Annotated in this window: 13 protein-coding genes and 3 pseudogenes; 9 read left to right on the top strand and 7 right to left on the bottom strand. The window is 61.8% G+C overall.

Annotation, left to right across the window (positions count from 1 at the left end; all coding sequences use genetic code 11):
- The first annotated feature begins 385 nt into the window (after nt 1–385).
- The 6 genes and pseudogenes from gltB to N7E02_RS09510 all read left to right on the top strand — a co-directional run bounded on the left by gltB (nt 386) and on the right by N7E02_RS09510 (nt 8,939).
- A pseudogene (gene gltB / locus N7E02_RS09535) lies at nt 386–5,120 on the top strand (glutamate synthase large subunit).
- 5 nt (nt 5,121–5,125) lie between these two features.
- Nucleotides 5,126–5,284 carry a hypothetical protein gene (locus N7E02_RS09530; RefSeq protein WP_286581650.1) on the top strand — a complete coding sequence of 53 codons (159 nt, stop codon included), beginning with the start codon at nt 5,126–5,128 and terminating at the stop codon, nt 5,282–5,284.
- 12 nt (nt 5,285–5,296) lie between these two features.
- Nucleotides 5,297–6,751 carry a glutamate synthase subunit beta gene (locus tag N7E02_RS09525; RefSeq protein ID WP_286581649.1) on the top strand — a complete coding sequence of 485 codons (1,455 nt, stop codon included), beginning with the start codon at nt 5,297–5,299 and terminating at the stop codon, nt 6,749–6,751.
- Nucleotides 6,752–6,923: 172 nt separating this feature from the next.
- Nucleotides 6,924–8,054: a DASS family sodium-coupled anion symporter gene (locus tag N7E02_RS09520; RefSeq protein WP_286581648.1), complete on the top strand. Its 1,131-nt coding sequence runs from the start codon at nt 6,924–6,926 to the stop codon at nt 8,052–8,054.
- Entirely contained in the window at nt 8,051–8,428 is a 378-nt protein-coding gene (locus N7E02_RS09515) for an anion permease (RefSeq protein ID WP_286581647.1), read from the top strand. The genes N7E02_RS09520 and N7E02_RS09515 overlap by 4 nt, the downstream gene beginning before the upstream one ends.
- Nucleotides 8,429–8,477: 49 nt before the next feature.
- Entirely contained in the window at nt 8,478–8,939 is a 462-nt protein-coding gene (locus N7E02_RS09510; RefSeq protein ID WP_286581645.1) for a hypothetical protein, read from the top strand.
- 32 nt (nt 8,940–8,971) lie between these two features.
- On the opposite strand, the gene N7E02_RS09505 is transcribed toward N7E02_RS09510, so the two are convergent.
- Nucleotides 8,972–10,171 (bottom strand): SGNH/GDSL hydrolase family protein, encoded by a 1,200-nt coding sequence (locus N7E02_RS09505; RefSeq protein ID WP_286581643.1) that lies wholly within the window; start codon nt 10,169–10,171, stop codon nt 8,972–8,974.
- Nucleotides 10,172–10,232: 61 nt separating this feature from the next.
- Nucleotides 10,233–11,453 carry a lytic murein transglycosylase gene (locus N7E02_RS09500; RefSeq protein WP_286581641.1) on the bottom strand — a complete coding sequence of 407 codons (1,221 nt, stop codon included), beginning with the start codon at nt 11,451–11,453 and terminating at the stop codon, nt 10,233–10,235.
- Between the two features lie 201 nt (nt 11,454–11,654).
- On the opposite strand from N7E02_RS09500, the gene galU reads away from it, so the two are divergent.
- The gene (gene galU, locus N7E02_RS09495; protein ID WP_286581639.1) at nt 11,655–12,545 is read left to right on the top strand and encodes a UTP--glucose-1-phosphate uridylyltransferase GalU; all 891 of its coding nucleotides are present in this window, start codon (nt 11,655–11,657) and stop codon (nt 12,543–12,545) included.
- 107 nt (nt 12,546–12,652) lie between these two features.
- Here galU and fucP read toward each other — a convergent pair whose 3' ends face one another.
- Together fucP and N7E02_RS09485 are read right to left on the bottom strand one after the other, a co-directional pair.
- The gene (fucP, locus tag N7E02_RS09490; RefSeq protein WP_286583744.1) at nt 12,653–13,924 is read right to left on the bottom strand and encodes an L-fucose:H+ symporter permease; all 1,272 of its coding nucleotides are present in this window, start codon (nt 13,922–13,924) and stop codon (nt 12,653–12,655) included.
- 379 nt (nt 13,925–14,303) lie between these two features.
- A pseudogene (locus N7E02_RS09485) lies at nt 14,304–15,391 on the bottom strand (outer membrane beta-barrel protein).
- A 600-nt stretch (nt 15,392–15,991) separates the two neighbouring features.
- Here N7E02_RS09485 and N7E02_RS09480 point away from each other — a divergent pair.
- A complete protein-coding gene (locus tag N7E02_RS09480; RefSeq protein ID WP_286581638.1) occupies nt 15,992–16,357 on the top strand; it encodes a nuclear transport factor 2 family protein in 366 nt (121 codons plus the stop codon).
- Nucleotides 16,358–16,362: 5 nt separating this feature from the next.
- Here the strand turns inward: N7E02_RS09480 and N7E02_RS09475 are convergent, their stop codons facing one another.
- Genes N7E02_RS09475 through N7E02_RS09465 form a run of 3 tightly spaced genes read right to left on the bottom strand, consistent with a single transcriptional unit; the run spans nt 16,363 to nt 18,001 of the window.
- The gene (locus N7E02_RS09475) at nt 16,363–16,731 is read right to left on the bottom strand and encodes an Atu4866 domain-containing protein (RefSeq protein ID WP_286581635.1); all 369 of its coding nucleotides are present in this window, start codon (nt 16,729–16,731) and stop codon (nt 16,363–16,365) included.
- Entirely contained in the window at nt 16,728–17,240 is a 513-nt protein-coding gene (locus N7E02_RS09470) for a carboxymuconolactone decarboxylase family protein (RefSeq protein ID WP_286581633.1), read from the bottom strand. Before N7E02_RS09470 ends, N7E02_RS09475 begins: the two co-directional genes overlap by 4 nt.
- Before the next feature lie 38 nt (nt 17,241–17,278).
- Nucleotides 17,279–18,001 carry an SDR family oxidoreductase gene (locus tag N7E02_RS09465; protein ID WP_286581631.1) on the bottom strand — a complete coding sequence of 241 codons (723 nt, stop codon included), beginning with the start codon at nt 17,999–18,001 and terminating at the stop codon, nt 17,279–17,281.
- 111 nt (nt 18,002–18,112) lie between these two features.
- Between N7E02_RS09465 and N7E02_RS09460 the strand changes: the two are divergent.
- Nucleotides 18,113–19,017: pseudogene (locus tag N7E02_RS09460) on the top strand (LysR family transcriptional regulator).
- Nucleotides 19,018–19,110 lie beyond the last annotated feature (93 nt).

The raw sequence follows: 19,110 nt of genomic DNA, 5'->3' as shown, positions 1-19,110 counted from the left end.
CGGACCTTTCAGCGACGTAATGAACAGGCATGATTGCGGTTTTTGGCGTAATTTAATTGCGCGAAAATACATCCAATCGTAACGGAGTGTCGTTTGGCGCTCATTTTTTTGATGAGGCGCTCTTGTTAGAAAGTTAAAATCATGCGATATCAAAATAAGATTTAGGTCAGTCCTTCTGTCCTAATTTTCGCGAAGGGGGCGAAAAGTTGACGTCTCTGCCGCTGATTTCGACGCCGATCCGGGTTAGGTTGAGCTTTTTTGAGGGTTCATGCTTGGCGCCGGGCCGGCGCCGTCGCGTGACCGAAGGATGGCAATTGTCATCCGCAGGATTTGATGAAGTGCCACCTTGCTCGCTTAAGGTAAGCGGCCAACAGGAGGAATGACGATGACGAAGATGATCTCCGAGATGACTGGCGAAGCAGCCGGCGCAGGTGCTGCGATCTCTGCCGAGACGACCACAGCCGTCCCGTTTGTCGCCTCCGGCGTGCCTGCCGCCCAGGGCCTCTATGACCCGCGCAATGAGCACGATGCCTGCGGCGTCGGCTTCATCGCCCATATGAAGGGTCAGAAGTCGCACCAGATCGTCAAGGACGGCCTGTTCATCCTGGAAAACCTGACGCATCGCGGCGCTGTCGGCGCCGACCCGTTGATGGGCGATGGCGCCGGCATTCTGGTGCAGATCCCGGACCGTTTCTTCCGCGAGGAGATGGCAAAGCAGGGCGTGACCCTGCCCAAGGCCGGCGAATATGCTGTCGGTCACTTCTTCCTGCCGCGCGATGCCGAGCAGATCGAGCATTTCAAGAAGGTCATCGTTGATGTTATCGCGGAGGAGGGGCAGCAGTTCCTCGGCTTCCGCGACGTGCCCGTCGACAATTCCTCGCTCTCCAAGGCGCCGGATATCGCTGCGACCGAACCCTATCACTGTCAGGTCTTCATTGGGGCTGGTCGCGACGCTGCGACCAACCACGATTTCGAGCGCAAGCTCTTCCTCGTCCGCAAGGTGATCTCCAACCGCATCTATGACCAGTTCGGCGGCCAGGAAACCGGCTTCTACCCGGTCTCGCTGTCGTCCTCGACCATCGTCTACAAGGGTATGTTCCTGGCCTATCAGGTCGGCGCCTATTATAAGGACCTAGCCGATCCGCGTTTCGAAACGGCGGTGGCACTGGTTCACCAGCGCTTCTCGACCAATACTTTTCCGTCCTGGAGGCTGGCGCACCCCTACCGCATGGTCGCCCATAACGGCGAAATCAACACGCTGCGCTCCAACGTAAACTGGATGGCGGCGCGTCAGGCTTCCGTTTCCTCGCCGCTCTTCGGCGACGACATTTCCAAGCTCTGGCCGATCTCCTACGAGGGCCAGTCGGATACCGCCTGTTTCGACAACGCGCTCGAATTCCTGCAGCGCGGTGGTTATTCGCTGGCGCATGCGATGATGATGCTGATCCCGGAAGCATGGGCCGGCAACCAGTCCATGTCGAAGGAACGCAAGGCGTTCTACGAATACCATGCCGCGCTGATGGAGCCGTGGGACGGTCCTGCCGCCGTCTGCTTCACCGACGGCAAGCAGATCGGTGCGACGCTCGACCGTAACGGCCTGCGTCCGGCCCGCTATCTCGTCACAGACGACGACCGCGTCATCCTTGCATCCGAAGCCGGCACGCTGCCGGTTCCGGAAGAGAACATCGTCAAGAAGTGGCGCCTGCAGCCAGGCAAGATGCTGCTGATCGACATGGAAAAGGGCCAGATCATCTCCGACGAGGAGCTGAAGACGACGCTTGCGACCAAGCACCCTTACGAGAAGTGGCTGGACCGCACCCAGCTCATCCTGGAAGACCTGAAGCCGGTGGAGCCGCGCGCGTTGCGCCGCGACGTCTCCCTCTTGGATCGCCAGCAGGCCTTCGGCTACACGTCGGAAGACACCAAGATCCTGATGTCGCCGATGGCGACGACAGGCCAGGAAGCCGTCGGCTCGATGGGGACCGACACGCCGATCTCGGCAATGTCGGACAAGTCGAAGTTGCTCTACACTTATTTCAAGCAGAACTTCGCGCAGGTCACGAACCCGCCGATCGACCCGATCCGCGAAGAGCTCGTCATGAGCCTCGTGTCCTTCATCGGTCCGCGTCCGAACATTCTCGACCATGAAGGCATGGCGAATGCCAAGCGTCTGGAAGTGCGCCAGCCGATCCTGACCAATGGCGATCTGGAAAAGATCTCGCTCGATCGGCCACACGGAAGACCGTTTCGACACCAAGACGCTCGATTTCACCTATGACATCGAGCGCGGCGCCGAAGGCATGCCGGAAATGCTCGATCGCCTGTGCGAGCGTGCGGAAGCGGCGGTCAAGGGCGGCTACAACATCATCGTTCTCTCAGACCGCCAGATCGGTCCGGACCGCATCGCGATCCCGGCGCTGCTGGCGACCGCTGCCGTGCACCACCACCTGATCCGCAAGGGCCTCAGAACCTCGGTTGGCATCGTGGTGGAATCGGGCGAGCCGCGCGAAATCCATCACTTCTGCTGTCTCGCCGGTTTCGGTGCGGAAGCGATCAACCCCTATCTCGCCTTCGACACGCTGACCGACATGCACATGCGCGGCGAGTTCCCGAAGGAAGTCGATGCGTCTGAAATCGTCTATCGCTACATCAAGGCTGTCGGTAAGGGCATCCTGAAGGTCATGTCCAAGATGGGCATCTCGACCTACCAGTCCTATTGCGGCGGCCAGATCTTCGACGCCGTCGGCCTGTCCACCGAACTGGTCAACCAGTATTTCTTCGGCACGGCGACCTCTATCGAAGGCATCGGCCTCACCGAAATCGCCGAGGAAACGGTGTCCCGTCACCAGGCGGCCTTCGGCAAGGACCCGGTTCTGGCCTCGACGCTCGATATCGGCGGCGAATATGCCTATCGCATGCGCGGCGAAAGCCACGCCTGGACGCCTGACGTTGTCGCTACGCTGCAGCATGCCGTGCGTGGCAACAGCCAGGACCGCTACCGCGAATTCGCCCAGATGGTGAACGAGACGGCGGTTCGCATGAACACGATCCGCGGCCTGTTCAAGATCAAGTCTGCGGACGCGCTTGGCCGCAAGCCCGTTTCGCTCGACGAAGTTGAACCGGCGGTCGATATCGTCAAGCGGTTCTCGACCGGCGCCATGTCCTTCGGTTCGATCTCCCGCGAGGCCCATACGACGCTGGCGATCGCCATGAACAAGATCGGCGGCAAGTCGAACACGGGCGAGGGCGGCGAGGAGAGTGACCGCTACCTGCCGCTGCCGGATGGTTCGATGAACCCCGAGCGTTCTGCGATCAAGCAGATCGCCTCCGGCCGCTTCGGCGTCACCACCGAATATTTGGTCAATGCCGATATGCTGCAGATCAAGGTCGCGCAGGGTGCAAAGCCCGGCGAAGGCGGTCAGCTGCCCGGCCACAAGGTCGATGCGACGGTTGCAAAAACCCGTCACTCGACGCCAGGCGTCGGCCTCATCTCGCCGCCGCCGCACCATGACATCTATTCGATCGAAGATCTGGCGCAGCTGATCTACGACCTGAAGAACGTCAACCCGACCTCGGATATCTCGGTCAAGTTGGTGTCGGAAGTCGGCGTCGGCACGGTTGCCGCCGGTGTCGCCAAGGCACGCGCCGACCATATCACGGTCGCAGGCTTCGACGGTGGCACGGGTGCTTCGCCGCTTACCTCGCTGAAGCATGCCGGCTCGCCTTGGGAAATCGGTCTTGCCGAGACTCAGCAGACGCTGGTGCTGAACGGCCTGCGCTCGCGTATCGCGCTCCAGGTCGACGGTGGCCTCAAGACCGGCCGCGACGTCATCATCGGGGCGCTCTTGGGCGCCGACGAATTCGGCTTCGCGACGGCTCCGGTCATCGCTGCCGGCTGCATCATGATGCGCAAGTGCCATCTCAATACCTGCCCTGTCGGCGTCGCCACTCAGGATCCAGTGCTGCGCAAGCGCTTCAAGGGCACGCCGGAACACGTCATCAACTACTTCTTCTTCGTTGCCGAAGAAGTGCGCGAAATCCTGGCATCGCTCGGCTTTACCAAGTTCGACGATATCATCGGTCTTTCCGAACTGCTCGAAAAGGACGACATGCTGGCGCACTGGAAGTCGGAAGGACTCGACTTCTCGAAGATCTTCCACAAGGTGGAAGCGCCGAAAAGCGCGACATACTGGACCGAGCGCCAGAAGCACCCGATCGACGACATTCTCGACCGCAAGCTGATCGAAAAGGCGCAGGCCTCGATCGAAAGCAAGGAGCCGGTCGTCATCGAAGCGTCGATCAAGAACGTCGACCGCTCGGCCGGTGCGATGCTCTCCGGTGCGCTTGCCAAGCGCTGGGGCCAGAAGGGCCTGAAAGACGACACGATCCATGTGACCCTGACGGGCACGGCGGGTCAGTCGTTTGGCGCCTTCCTGGCCCGCGGCATCACCTTTGATCTGGTTGGCGACGGCAACGACTATGTCGGCAAGGGACTTTCCGGCGGCCGCATCATCGTCCGTCCGCCGGAGACCTCGAAGATCGTGGCGGAGAACTCGATCATCGTCGGCAACACCGTGCTTTACGGCGCGACGACCGGCGAGTGCTATTTCCGCGGCGTTGCCGGCGAGCGTTTCTCGGTGCGCAATTCCGGCGCGATCGCCGTCGTCGAGGGCGTGGGTGACCACGGCTGCGAATACATGACGGGCGGTATCGTCGTCGTGCTCGGCGAAACGGGCCGCAACTTCGCGGCCGGCATGTCGGGCGGCGTCGCCTATGTGCTCGACGAGGCCGGCGACTTCGCCAAGCGCTGCAACATGGCGATGGTCGAACTCGAGCCGGTTCCGGAAGAGGACGACATGCTGGAGAAGCTGCACCATCACGGCGGCGACATCATGCACAAGGGACGCGTCGACGTTTCCGAGGACATGACGCGCCACGACGAAGAGCGCCTCTACCAGCTCATCTCCAACCACATGCACTATACCGGTTCGACCCGCGCCAAGGAGATCCTGGATCGCTGGGGTGAATACCGGCCGAAGTTCCGCAAGGTCATGCCGGTCGAATATCGCCGCGCATTGGTCGAGATGGAACGCATGCGGATGGGCATCGCGGCGGAATAAGCCAAATGGCGCACGTTCACCGGCTGATTTCGGTGAGCATCGCGGTCGCTGTTCCGGCGGCCGTGTTCCTGGCGAGCGGCACTGCCGCAATAGAATTCATCGTATTGGGGGCGACCATGGGTTTCGCCTGCTGGTACTGGGGGCCGACTGGCACCCTGCTTTGAAGAGGGAATGACATGGGCAAGGTTACGGGTTTCATGGAAATCGACCGGAGCGTGGCGAAGTATCAGCCGGCCTCGGATCGTATCCGCCATTTCCGCGAATTCACCATTCCGATGTCGGATGCGGAAGTGACGAAACAGGCTGCCCGCTGCATGGACTGTGGCATTCCCTATTGCCACGGCCCGACCGGCTGTCCGGTGCATAACCAGATCCCGGACTGGAACGATCTCGTCTATAACAACAAGTGGGAGGAGGCGATCCGCAACCTCCATTCCACCAACAATTTTCCGGAATTCACCGGTCGCGTCTGCCCGGCGCCCTGCGAGGAAGCCTGCACGCTGAACCTCGAGGATGCGCCGGTCGCGATCAAGACCGTCGAGCAGGCGATTGCCGACAAGGCCTATGAGCTCGGCCATATCGTGCCGCAGCCGGCCACCGTGAAGACCGGCAAGAAGGCCGCCGTGATCGGCTCCGGCCCGGCTGGCATGGCGGCTGCCCAGCAGCTCGCCCGCGCCGGCCACGAGGTGCATCTCTATGAGCGCGAGTCGAAGGCCGGCGGCCTGCTGCGCTACGGCATTCCGGACTTCAAGATGGAGAAGAACTTCATCGACCGCCGTGTCGAGCAGATGACCGGCGAAGGCGTCACCTTCCATTACGGCGCCAATATCGGCGTCGACATTTCCGTCGAACAGCTGACCGCGGAGCATGACGCCGTGCTTTATTGCGGCGGTTCCGAGACCCCGCGTCCGGCCGGCATTCCCGGCACCGACCTGCATGGCGTCTATGACGCGATGCCTTATCTCGTGCAGCAGAACCGTCGTATCGGCCGCGAGAACATCGACAGCGTCGCCTGGGCGGCCGAACCGATCCTCGCCGGCGGCAAGCATATCGTCGTTGTCGGTGGCGGTGACACGGCATCCGACTGCGTCGGCACGGCCTTCCGCCAGGGCGCCGTCAAGGTGACCCAGCTCGACATCCGCCCGCAGCCGCCGGAAAAGGAAGACAAGCTTGCCGTCTGGCCCTTCTGGGCGACCAAGATGCGTACCTCGTCCTCCCAGGCCGAAGGCGCAATTCGCGAGTTTCAGGTGGCGACGCTCGAATTCATCGGCGAAGACGGCCAGCTCACCGGAGTGCGCTGCTGCGAGGTCGATGAACGCCGCAAGCCGATCGCCGGCACGGACTTCATCATCAAGGCCGATCTCGCCTTCATCGCCATCGGCTTCTCCGGCCCGGCGACCGACAGCGTGCTCAAGGAACTCGACGGCAAGCTGACACTCAATGTCGACCGCCGCGGCTCGACAAACGTCGTCGCCAACGACCGCGACTACAAGACTTCGGTCGACAAGTTCTGGACCGCGGGCGATGTGCGCCGCGGCCAGTCGCTCGTCGTCTGGGCGATCCGCGAAGGCCGCCAGGCCGCCCGCGCGATCGACGAAGCCCTGATGGGCAGCTCCGTCCTGCCGCGTTAACAGCGCGACGAACTGAAAACTATCCTGCAGCCTCTTTCCGCCAAAGCGGGAAGGGGCTGTTTTGCGGTCTGAGGCAGGTTGTCCGGTCATTTTGACCGACATCAATGGGAGGGCAGTTCGAACATGTAACGGATCGGCGTGGAGGAGGTCACGCTATCCGAAGGACGCAGCGATGCGCATAGATGTTCCGGCTGTCTACAATTACTTCAAGGGGGCCGTCCCTTTCAGGATCGTGCCGGCGGTCGTGACGACCATCTTCCTCCTGACGCTTCTGGCGCTACCGGCGCCGTCCGGCCTGGACGAAAACGGCTGGAAGATGCTGGCGATCTTCCTCACGACCATTCTCGCCATCATCCTGAAAGTCATGTCGATCGGCGTGATGGCGCTGATGGCGATCGTCATCGTCTCGCTGGCGCAGGTTACCTCGCCATCGTCGAAGGGCGCGGTCGCGGATGCGCTGAGCAGTTTTGCCAGCCCGCTGATCTGGCTGATCGTTATCGCCGTGCTGATTTCGCTCGGCCTACGCAAGACGGGGCTGGGGCGCAGGATCGGCCTTGTCTTCATCACGCTTCTCGGCAAGCGGACGATCGGCATCGGTTACGGCCTGGTGTTGTGCGAATTGCTGCTAGCACCGTTCACGCCGAGCAATACCGCGCGCGGCGGCGGCATCATCCATCCGGTGATGAAGTCGATCGCCAATGCCTTTGATTCCGATCCGGCCAAGGGAACGCAGGGACGCGTCGGCACCTATCTGGCGCTGGTGAATTATCACGCCAACCCGATCACCTCGGCCATGTTCCTGACAGCGACGGCGCCCAACCCGCTGGTGCTGGAATATGTCGCGAAGTCGACCGGTGGAGCCATCCAGCTGACCTGGGTCAGCTGGGCGCTGGCCATGTTCGTGCCCGGTGTCATCGCGCTGATCGTCATGCCATTGGTGATCTATCTCATTTCGCCGCCGGAGCTGAAGAAGACGCCGGATGCGGTTGCCTATGCCCGGCAGGAACTGGCGGCCATGGGGCCGGTCTCGGCGAAGGAAATGGTGATGATCGGCACCTTCGCCCTGCTGCTTCTGCTGTGGGCCAATGTGCCGGCGATGATCCTCGGGCCGGCCTATACGCTCGATCCGACCGTGGTTGCGATCCTCGGCCTATTCGCGCTGCTGATCACCGGGACGATCAACTGGGATGACGTGCTCGGCGAGAAGAGCGCCTGGGATACGCTGATCTGGTTCGGTGCGCTGGTGATGATGGCCGATCAGTTGAACAAGCTCGGCGTCATCGGCTGGTCTCGAACGGCATGAAGGACATGATCTCGCATGCGGAACTGGGCTGGGAGATGACGGCGGCCGTACTGGTGCTGATCTTCACCTTCGCGCACTACATGTTCGCCAGCACGACGGCGCATGTCAGCGCCATGATGCTCGCCTTCCTCAGCGTCGGCGTGCTGCTCATTCCCGTCGAATACCAGCCGCTGTTCGTGCTGATGATGGTGGCCGCCTCGGCGATCATGATGACATTGACCCACTATGCCACCGGCACTTCGCCGATCATCTTCGGCAGCGGCTATGTGACCATGGGCAAATGGTGGGGCGTCGGGCTCGTCATGTGCCTTGTCAATCTCGCGATCTTCACCGTCGTCGGTGCGACATGGTGGCGGGTGCTCGGCTACTGGTGAGGGTGCGAAAGGTACTTGCGTTTGCAAGGAATCGGCCGATCTTTGCCGCATGTACATCCTGAAGCACGGCATCAAGAAGGATCCGGTCAGGCGGTGGGCTCTGCCGGACCGGATCTTCTTCGGTCACGGCGCCTGCCATATCCTGGCGGGTGTCTTCCTGCGCGCGCCGCCGATGAGTGCTTTCCATGCCGAGCGGATCATTCCGGCGGAAGGTTTTGCCGGCAACCATGTCTATGTCACGGACGGCGTGTTCGCATTCGACTATCACGGCTATTCCAGACGGGAGAGGCTTCTGGCGCATCATGCCAAAGGCTGGTCGATGCAACGCGCCGGCTGGAGTTGCGAGATCGTTCCGGTGGATTTCGACTTACTCGATACGGCCGCATTGAACCAGCGCAAGATGCTGGGGCCGGATCAGTATCTGCATGATACGATACCGCGCGCGCAGGCATTCATCGACCGGTTCGATCATGTGGAAGGGTTGGCGAGAGCGTGCGCGAAACTGCCTTAACGGGCAAAAGAGACCTATCGGCCGCTCCCCGCCTATTGCGTCGTCGAGATCCTGTAGTCGTCGACGCGGCCGGTGGGGGCGGCTTCCATCTCGCCGCGCTTGACGAGCTTGTCGCGGGGAGACTGGGACTCGATATCATTGCTCGGCATCGAGCTCAGAAGCTCCTTGCCGCCGTCCAGTTCCGGATCGGACAGGCTGATCGGATGGGCGAGAAGCGCCTTGCTCGCGGTCGCCGGCAGGCCGAGTTCGGGCAGGCTGTCGGCGTCGAGATTGACCAGTTCGGGGCTTGCCATATCGCCGAGGTGGCGACGGGCGAGCTTTTCCACGTAGAAGGCGAGCTTCTGCTTGCCGGCTTTGGTGAAGGTGATGCCATCCGAACCACGCAGGCGTACCTGCTGGCCGCTGACATCGGAGCCGGTGACGATGAACTTGCCGTCCTCGCTGACGAAGCCGTCCCAGATATCGACGAATTCGCCACCGACCTCTTCCGTGCGGGCGCGATAGATCGCGTTCAGGGTTACAGCGTCGGCCATCATCGAGGGCGACTGGAAGGCGGGTAGGCCGACCCAGAGCAGCGGCACCTTGCGGGTGGCGACCGTCTTGGCGAGCTCGGATACGCGGCGCTTGTATTCGGTGAACCATTCCTCGGAGCGGAATTTTTCACGCTTGCCGGAGGTCATCTGCTGGCGGTCGTTGGCACCCAACATGACGACGACGATCGCCGGTTTGGCTTCGTCGAGAATTGCAGGGAGTTCGCCCAGCCAGTCGTAGTGGTCGTCGCGTACGAGGCCCGAAGAGCCGTCGCTGCGGGTAATGACGGCAACGCCTGGCGAGGCTTCGAAGGTCGTCTCCAGTTCGCCGCCGATATTGCCGGCGAAGAAGTCGCCGACGACGAGAATCTTTCGGGCGTTTTCCAGTTTGGCGACGGGTTCCGGCTTGGGCGGCGCGACAGGGGCAGGCGGACGTGGGGCCGCCGCACGGGTGCTACGGTTGCGCTCCCTGCGCGGCGCCATCTCGATGACGCCATCGCCACGGCGGTTGTACCGCTCGTTTCGACGGGGTTCTTCGTAGCGTTCGTAACGCGGGCCACCGAACAGCATTTCGAATAGATTGCGGCGGGGAAGGGGCTCCTGGGCGCCAGCGGTCAGAGGCAGGCTTGTGGAGATGATCAGGCCAGCCGTGAGTGTGCAGCCGATACGCTGCCACGCTCTTTTCTGTTTCTGCCTGCCCATCACCATTTCCAGTCCTGCCCGGCGGTCATTGCCGGGGATCTTGCGCCGCTTTAGTTACAAGTCAACGAATTGCTTTGAGAAGCGACTGCGACGGCTCACCGTTCTGGTCCATGCCGAGGCGCTTCTGGATGGCGGAAATGGCAGCCTTCGAACCGGAGCCGAAATTGCCGTCGATCTCGCCGTCGTAATAGCCGAGTTCCTTCATTCGCGACTGCAGCTCGAACTTTTCCTTCATGTCGAGCGTACCGTGCGGGCGCGGCCATGACTGCTGCATGCCGCCATAGCCGGCGATTTCATCGGCGAGCAAGCCGACGGCCAGCGCGTAGCTATCGGCGTTGTTGTATTTCTTGATGGTGAAGAAGTTCCTCATCATCAGGAAGGCCGGGCCTTGCGAGCCAGCCATGAGCTTGAGTTCCGCGCGATCGCTGCCACGCGGGAAACCCTTGCCGTTCGGGCGGGCGAAACCGAGAGCTGCCCACTGGGCAAGCGTCTTGGTCTGGCCTTCATATTTTGCGGCGCCGGCCGGAAGCACGGCCTCGTAGCCCCAGGTCTTGCCCGTGGTCCAGCCGTTCTTGGCGAGTAGGTTGGCGGAGGTCGCCAGCGCATCTGGGATCGAATGCCAGATGTCGCGCTTGCCGTTGCCGTCCGCGTCGATCGCGTAAAGCAAATAGCTGGTCGGGATGAACTGCGTATGGCCCATGGCACCGGCCCAGGAGCCGGTCAGCTGCCGCGGCGTCACGTCGCCGGCCTGCAGGATCTTCAGAGCAGCGATCAACTGGTTGCGGGCAAACTTCGCGCGCTTGGGATCTGCCCAGGCAAGTGTCGCCAGTGCCTGCGGCACGTGATGCAGGCGGTCCGGCTTTTCCAGCACGGCGCCGTAGTTCGATTCCATTGACCAGATGGCGAGCAGGATATGCTTGTCGACGCCGAAATGGCGCTCAATGGCATTCAGCGTCTGACCATGGCGGGCCGCCATCTCGCGACCGATCTTGACCGTGTACGGGTTGACGCGGCTGTCGACATATTCCCAGATCCTGGATTTGAACTCCGGCTGGTACTGCGCCTTTTGCAGCACGTCCTCATCCGGGCCGTTAATGCCGGCAAAGGCCTTGTTGTAGGTCGACTTGCTGATGCCGCTCTTTGCTGCTGTCGCGTAAAAATTTGAAACCCACGACTTGAAGCCCGCGTCGGCCTGGGCTTCTAATGGCCATATTCCGGCGGCAAGGCTGGCAGCGAGCAGAAGTGCGAGGCTACGCGAACGTTGGGTGCGGGATCGGGTCATCTGTAGTCGTGTCCATTCTGTTCATTCGCCATTCATGGCGAGACTGGCATGCGGCTCGACGATGTCTTATCAGAATAGAGTCAACAAATTCTTTACCATAGATCACGGCTTCGTGGGAGCCTTTTGCGAAACGGTAGCAATTGGACAATAGAACCCCGAAGGTTTCAAATCCGCACAATGATGTGCATCCAGGAGGCATGAGTGTCTGAACAGCGCAAAATTCGTAAGGCGGTCTTCCCGGTAGCCGGGCTCGGCACGCGTTTTCTTCCCGCCACCAAGGCGGTGCCGAAGGAAATGCTGACCGTCGTGGACAAGCCGGTCATCCAGTATGTGGTGGATGAAGCAGCCGAAGCGGGCATCGAACACTTCGTCTTCGTCACTGGTCGCGGCAAGGGCGTCATCGAAGACTATTTCGACATCCAGTTCGAGCTGGAGCAGATGCTGCGCGAGCGCAACAAGAATGCCGAGCTGACGCTGCTTTCCGGTATCCTGCCGAAGGCGGGCACGGCGAGCTTCACCCGTCAGCAGGTTCCGCTCGGCCTCGGCCACGCCGTATGGTGCGCCCGTGACATCGTCGGCAACGAGCCATTCGCCGTTCTCCTGCCCGACATGATCATGTCGTCGGAAAAGAGCTGCCTCAAGGGCATGGTCGAGCTTTATGAAAAGACCGGCGGCAATGTGCTGGCCGTCGAGGAATGCGATCCGGAGCAGGCGCATAAATACGGCATCGTCGGCAAGGGCGCTGATGTTGGCGAAGGCGGCTTCAAGATCACCGAGATGATCGAGAAGCCTGCCAAGGGCACGGCACCGTCCAACTTCTTCATCAACGGCCGCTACATCCTGCAGCCGGAGATCTTCAAGATTCTGGAAACACAGGAACGCGGCGCCGGCAACGAGATCCAGTTGACCGACGGCATGCTGGCGCTTGCCAAGCAACAGGAATTCGCCGCTTATCCGTTTACCGGCGAGACCTATGACTGCGGCGCCAAGGACGGCTTCATCATGGCCAATATCGCGTTCGCCCTGCAGCGCGCGGATATCCGCCCGGCAATCGAAGAGCCGCTGAAGGCGCTGGTTTCCAAGCTGAAGTAAGCTTCGGCAAATACAGCTCATGAAAAAGCCCTCGCAGCGACGCTGCGAGGGCTTTTTCTTTGTCCGTTGATCCGGGCGGCGCATCAGCCCCGCCCGCATATTCGGTATCAGGCGGTCTTATGACCCTTGAGACCGTAGTAGAGAATGTAGACGTAGCAGATGACCGGCATCAGGAAGGCGAGGTGGATGCCGATCGTATCGGCAAGACCGCCCATGACGACCGGCAGGATGGCGCCGCCGACGATGGCGAGGCACAGGATGCCGGAGCCTTGGCTGGTGTGACGGCCGAGGCCCTTCAGCGCCAGGCTGAAGATGGTCGGGAACATGATCGAGTTGAACAGGCCGACGGCCAGAACCGCCCACATGGCGAGCTTGCCACCGGCAAAGACGGTGAGCAACAGCAGGATGCCTGCAAGCAGGGCGTTGAAGGCAAGCGCCTTGCCGTCGTCGATGTAGCGCATTGCATAGGCACCGATGAAGCGACCGACCATGGCGCCACCCCAGAAATAGGCAACGTAATGGGCGGCTTCGGATTCCGGCATGTTGGCAATCGTCGGCTCGGCCAGATAGTTGACCAGGAAGCTGCCGATCGAGACTTCGGCGCCGACATAGACGAAGATGCCGACAGCGCCGAGAACCAGATGGCGGTAGGACCAGGCGGAGGCGCGTTCGTCGCCGGCCGAGGCAACTTCCTCTTCCTCGACATGCGGCAGCTTCAGCGCCGCGAAGATGGCGGCTAGAACCAGGAAGGCGATTGCGAGAAGCATGTAGGGGAAGCGGACGGCATCGGCTTCGGCCAGGCGCATGGCTTCGAGCTGCTCGCCGGTGGCGCTCTGGATGTCGCCGGTTGCGGCAGACAGGATAAGGAAGGCGCCGAAGAGTGGAGCGACGGTCGTGCCGAGCGAGTTGAAGGCCTGGGTGAGCGTCAGGCGGCTTGCGGCCGTCTCAGGAGCGCCGAGCTCGGTGACGTAAGGATTGGCCGCGACCTGGAGTACGGTCACGCCGGTCGCCAGAACAAAGAGGGCGCCGAGGAAGAGTGCGTAGACGCGGTAGGCGGCTGCCGGGATGAAGAGCGCGCAGCCGACGGCTGCGATCAGCAGGCCGACGACGATGCCCCACTTGTAGCTGATGCGCTTGACCAGCGCGCCGGCGGGCAGGGAGACGATGAAATAGGCGCCGAAGAAGCACAGCTGGATGAGCATTGACTGCGTGTAGTTCAGCGAGAAGACGTTCTTCAGATGCGGGATCAGAATGTCGTTCAGGCAGGTAATGAAGCCCCACATGAAGAACAGGGAGGTCAGTGCGACCAGGGCGAAAGTGTAGTTGTTGGCGCCTGCGGAGGTCGAAACGCCTCCGGTCTTGACGCTGTTATTGGAGATACTAGCCACTTTGAAATCCTCAGACTAACTCGGTGCAGCGAATGCTGCATTGCGGCAAAATCATGCCATCTGTGCGGCTATATGTTGCACCTGCTCACAGTTGGGAAGGGCGACGCCATTTGTCGTGCTGCGTTCGCAGTGGATATGGCCAAAACAGGCAATCCTTCCCGATTGCGACATGTGCATGGTTAGCCGTCGCTGGGGCGTTGCGCTTGAAAGATTCGTTCGTCGCGGCGCTCTGATCGATAATATCTTAACAATATTAGGGCTTTGGTGTTGGAGGTAACAGCCGCGCGCCTAAATTTACAGCAGTGACGTGAATGCCGCCGCCCAGTCCACGCGATGGCGCATGGCTGTCAATCACGGAAATGTGATATGGCTAGCGTTTCAGCGTCAGCCCCACGCCGGCGCGAAGGATGTCTTCGTCCGTCGCGCCGCCGGCGGTGCGCTCGTATTCGAGATCGGCGGTCATATCGAGATAGCGATTGATGCTCCAGGTCAGCCCGGTGCCGACGATCCAGGTGACGTCGTTGTTGCTGGAATCCTGGAAGTCGCGGAACGTGGTGGCGCCGGTGAGCCTTGCAACGAGATTGTCGCGGACTTCGCGGGCGACAGCGGATGTCAGCTGATATTCGACCCAGCCGCTTTCGCCGGGCGCGGTTGCATCCTGAACCGCGGTGCGCAGGCCGATATCGACATCCGTGCCGCGCTGCGGCGACCAACGCACATTGCCGTCCAGGGTGAAGGCATCGACGGCGTCGAGGCGGAATCTTCATAGGCCACGCGCTGATAACCACCGGCGATCTCGCCGCGCATCTTTTCGCCGAGGTCGAACTCGACACCGAGCCGTCCGGCGTAGGTATCGGAGGAGCGGGCAAAGCCGGCGCTGTCGCGCTTGCGATCATAGAAGGTGTGGCCGTAGGCAAGCTCGGCAAACGGGATGAGTGCCGGGGACAGTTCGTAGCCGAGACGCAAGCGGCCGTCGATGCCGGTGCGATTGCGATCCTTCATGCTGACGACGGTACCGTCCGACAGCTTGCCGTCGGTATAGATCGAGCGCGTCGCGCCGATGGCGGCGAGGCCATGGATGCGCCCGACTTCGCGCTCGATGGAGGCGCCGCCGGTGAACTCGTGGATGCCCGCCTGTTCGGCATTGCCGCCGAGAGAGTTTGGGTCGGAGACATCTTCGCGTTCGAAATTGTAGCCGGCCGTCAGGTGAGCCTCGGTCTCGTCAGCGAGATCCAAACGCAGGTCGGCGTTGAGATTGGCTTCCGGATCGGTGTCGTCCTGGTTGCCGCGCAGATTGCGCTCGTAAATGCCTTCACCCGTGACTGTCAGCGCATGGCGCGACCAGTCGGAGGTCAGCGTGCCGCGTATGCCGGTGGCCAGGTAGGTGCGCGTGTCGCGCACGCCGTTGGTGCGGGTGCTTTCGGTGCTGATGCTCTGGCTGACCGAGGGCCGCAGCATGAAGGAGCCCATGCGGATGCCGGTCGGGTCGACCGGCTCGCGCGGTGCTTCCTGCGCGTCGATCGGCTCGGCACCGGGATCGAGATCCTCGGCATAGGGCTGGTTCAGGTCGTCTTCGTAGGGGCGCTCCCGAAGAGCTGCAGCGGCGGGCGCATTCTCCTGCCCCTCGGGCTGCTGGTCCGCGGTCGGGGCATAGGGATCGGTCGCACCGAACACTTGCGGGCCGGTCTGTTGTGTTCTCGTCTGCGATGTGCCGGGCTCCGTCTGGGTACCCCGGGTGACGGTGGATGCGCCGGGCGTGCCGAGCTGCGCATCTGGAAGGGCGGGCAGGGGGCTGGAATTCGTCGGAAACAGAGTCTGCGCGCCGGCCGAGACACTACAGGACAGGGCGGCAAGAGTGATCGCGAGGCCAAAGGCCTTGCGTCTCCCTCGCCGGGTCGTGCCTGTCTTGGTGTCGATCGTCATGGAATGTCCGGCAAGCTCAAATACTTACCCAAACGTAAAGTCATGTGGTTAAGGATTGGTTGATGTACGATGCTGGATGCCGGGATGGTTTGTTTGGGCGATGACTGAGCTATGGACATGGCGGGAGCAGAAAGCATGCAGGATCTCGAAAGCCATCTGTTTGCTCGCGAAGTCGCATTGCACGCGGCGGATGTTCGAAATTCCGAGATCCGATTGCGGGAACTGCTGGCCGAAGATTTTCGCGAATTCGGACGTTCCGGCGGACGCTATGACCTGTCTGAAATCATAGCCAGCCTGACCGGTGAAGATGCAGAAGCGAAGGTAGAGGTCGAAGACTTCAAGGTCGCGCGGCTGGGCGAGATCGTCGCTTTGGCAACCTATCGCAGTATCCGTCGACGAGAGGATGGCGTGCAGACGGCGACCAATCGCAGTTCCATCTGGCGATTGGAATTGGATGGCAGCTGGCGCATGGTTTTTCACCAGGGCACGCCAGCCGCCTGATCAAATTACTTCTCCCGGTAAAACACCATTCCACCGTGATGCAGCGTGTCGTTGTCGACGAAAGTGCCGTCGGCGGTGAAGCCGGTATCGTCCCAATAGTCGATGTGGGTGCCGCGCACCTCGTAACGGCCCTGATAGGCGCTCTGGCGATTGCCGCGGGCCTCGTCGTAGCGGCCGGTGGCGAGCAGTTCCTGGCGGATGCGGCCGTCGCCGGTCACCCACATGCCGAGATAGGGATGGTTCTGAGGCTGTGCGGCCTGGATCCGGGTTTGATTGGACATGGTGTCCTGTGCCTTTGCGATATGGGCCACCGCTCCGAGAGACGCGGGGGTGGCGATGATGATGGTGACGATGATCAGGAGGGGATTGCTCATGGCTTCGTCTCCCTGTTGGGTTTCGTCTCCCGGTTTTCGGTCTTGCGCGGCTCCTCGAAGAGTTGCGACAGGACCTGGGAGGCGGCGATCGCCTTCGGAAAACCTGCCGGCACGGTCACCATGTAGATGACCTCCTTGAGCTCTTCCTCCGACACGCCGATGTTGAGTGCGTAACCGGCATGGATCTTCATGTAGGCCGTCTCGCCGATCGCGGCGAAGGCGGCGATGGCCGCGAGCTGGCGCGTGCGGTTGTCGAGACCGGGGCGCGACCAGACGTCGCCCAGTGCGTAGGCTTCGGTTGCCTCGGCAAGGAAGGGGAAATCCCTTCGCATGCCTTCGAGCGTTGGCTGCGTCATGCCGTTGTTGAGGCTGCGGATGACCGCGGCTCCACGCTCCCGCCGCTCATCGGTCGTCTGGGCAACAGCGACCTCTGGTGCAAGGCCAAGAAACGTGGCGGTACCCACCGCAGCGACATTGGATACGACCTGGGATCGGATCTGTTGAAACATGATGGTCTCCTCTTGCTGGCTTGTCGGTTAGCTCCCGGTCAGAATGCAGCCCGCGTTGGGCGCACGACGATCTCGTTGACATCGACATCCTCGGGCTGCTCGATGGCGAAGCGGACGGCGCGGGCGATCGCATCCGGCGTGAGCGCGATGGCGCGGTATGTCTTCATGGCTTCGATCGCGGTCGGATCGGTGATCGTGCTGGCAAGTTCGCTTTCCACGACGCCCGGATAGACGCAGGTGACGCGCAGTTTGTCGTTTTCCTGGCGAAGGCCATCGGAAATCGCCCGAACGGCATATTTGGTGGCGCAATAGACCGCAGCGGCCGGCGAAACGACGAGCCCGCCGACGGAGGCGATGTTGATGATCTGGCCCGAACCGCGCTCGGTCATTTCCTGGAGGACCGCCGCGACGCCGTAGAGCACGCCCTTGATGTTGACGTCGATCATGCGGTCCCATTCGTCGACCTTCAGCGAGGCCATGGGCGAGAGCGGCATGACGCCGGCATTGTTGACGATGACGTCGACGCGGCCGAACTCCTTTCGCGCGGCGTGGGCGAAGGCTGCGACATCGGCGCGGTCGGTGACGTCGACCTTGCGCGTCATGACCTTGCCGCCGGCGGCGCGGATCTCTTCGGCGACTTCCTCCAGCCGGTCGGTGCGGCGGGCGCCGAGCACGACGGTCGCGCCGGCCTTGGCGAGTTCGTGGGCGATGCCGACGCCGATACCGCTCGATGCGCCGGTGATGAGAACAACCTTGTCCATGACTTTCTCCTCTTGGTTTTCCGCGTCATTGCGGTTGCCAGGAAGATATGCCTGGAGCATTGTTGCGATAAGCCGCCCATTCGTTCACGTAGAGGTAAGAATAGCTAACCAATGTTGCCGGACTTCAATGCACTCGCTGTCTTCGCCCTTGTCGCGGAGGAAAAGAGTTTTCGCGCCGCAGCCGACCGGATGGGCGTCACCCGCTCGGCTGTCAGCCAGACGATCCGCAAGCTGGAGGAAACGCTCGGCATTGCGCTTGTCAGTCGTACCACCCGCAGCGTGGCGCTGACCGAGGCAGGCGAGCGGCTCTATGCCGAAGCGGCGCCGGCGTTGGCCGACATGCAGGGGGCAATCGAAGCGGCTGCAAACCTGCGCGGTCGTCCGCGCGGGCGGCTGACGCTGGCGGTGTCCTCGATCGCCGAAAGCTTTCTATCTGGCCCGCTGCTGGCGTCGTTTCTCGAAGACAATCCCGACGTAAAACTGCATGTCACCGTTACCGACGAGGAATTCGATATCGTCGCGGAAGGCTACGATGCGGGTGTGCGGCTGGGGAGGTGATCGCGCAGGACATGATCGCCGTGCCGGTCTCGGGCGAGCAGCGCCAGCTTGCCGTCGCGTCGCCGGGTTATCTTGAGCGCTTCGGCACGCCGAGCCATCCGAGCGAGTTGGCGGGCCGCCGCTGCATCGGTTGGCGCCGGGCGGCGAGTGTCGCTGCCTATCGCTGGGAGTTCGCGGAGGATGGGCGGGAGTTTTCCGTCGCGGTGGCCGACACGGTCACGACCACGGACATGGAGCTGATGATCAAGCTCGCCATTGCCGGGGCGGGGATCAGCTTCGGCATGGAAGACAGTTTTCGCCCGGCGATCGCGCGGGGAGAACTGGTGCCGGTGCTGGAAGAATTCTGCCCGCGCTTTGCCGGTTTCTATCTCTACTATCCAAGCCGCCGCAACATGGCGCCGAAGCTGAGGGCACTGGTGGAGCATCTGCGCGAATTTCGCCAGGGCACGCGGCAATAGCGGAGAGGCGGCACTGGATTTCGCAGTCCGCGCTTCAAACGCCTCGGACGTGATGCTATGGCGCTGCTCCGGCATCGACTAGCGCCGCCGGAA

Source organism: Terrirhizobium terrae (assembly GCF_030323265.1).
In the GTDB taxonomy this organism is placed as follows: Bacteria; Pseudomonadota; Alphaproteobacteria; order Rhizobiales; family Rhizobiaceae; genus Neorhizobium.
Note: the sequence above shows the minus strand (reverse complement) of the source record. Positions and strands in the feature narration are given on the sequence as shown.

Bases quoted from the DNA above. Each gene is read 5' to 3' on its own strand.
- N7E02_RS09530 (WP_286581650.1), top strand. From the start codon at position 5,126: ATGGCGCACGTTCACCGGCTGATTTCGGTGAGCATCGCGGTCGCTGTT.
- N7E02_RS09525 (WP_286581649.1), top strand. From the start codon at position 5,297: ATGGGCAAGGTTACGGGTTTCATGGAAATCGACCGGAGCGTGGCGAAG.
- N7E02_RS09520 (WP_286581648.1), top strand. From the start codon at position 6,924: ATGCGCATAGATGTTCCGGCTGTCTACAATTACTTCAAGGGGGCCGTC.
- N7E02_RS09515 (WP_286581647.1), top strand. From the start codon at position 8,051: ATGAAGGACATGATCTCGCATGCGGAACTGGGCTGGGAGATGACGGCG.
- N7E02_RS09510 (WP_286581645.1), top strand. From the start codon at position 8,478: ATGTACATCCTGAAGCACGGCATCAAGAAGGATCCGGTCAGGCGGTGG.
- N7E02_RS09505 (WP_286581643.1), bottom strand. From the start codon at position 10,171: ATGGGCAGGCAGAAACAGAAAAGAGCGTGGCAGCGTATCGGCTGCACA.
- N7E02_RS09500 (WP_286581641.1), bottom strand. From the start codon at position 11,453: ATGACCCGATCCCGCACCCAACGTTCGCGTAGCCTCGCACTTCTGCTC.
- N7E02_RS09480 (WP_286581638.1), top strand. From the start codon at position 15,992: ATGCAGGATCTCGAAAGCCATCTGTTTGCTCGCGAAGTCGCATTGCAC.
- N7E02_RS09475 (WP_286581635.1), bottom strand. From the start codon at position 16,731: ATGAGCAATCCCCTCCTGATCATCGTCACCATCATCATCGCCACCCCC.
- N7E02_RS09470 (WP_286581633.1), bottom strand. From the start codon at position 17,240: ATGTTTCAACAGATCCGATCCCAGGTCGTATCCAATGTCGCTGCGGTG.
- N7E02_RS09465 (WP_286581631.1), bottom strand. From the start codon at position 18,001: ATGGACAAGGTTGTTCTCATCACCGGCGCATCGAGCGGTATCGGCGTC.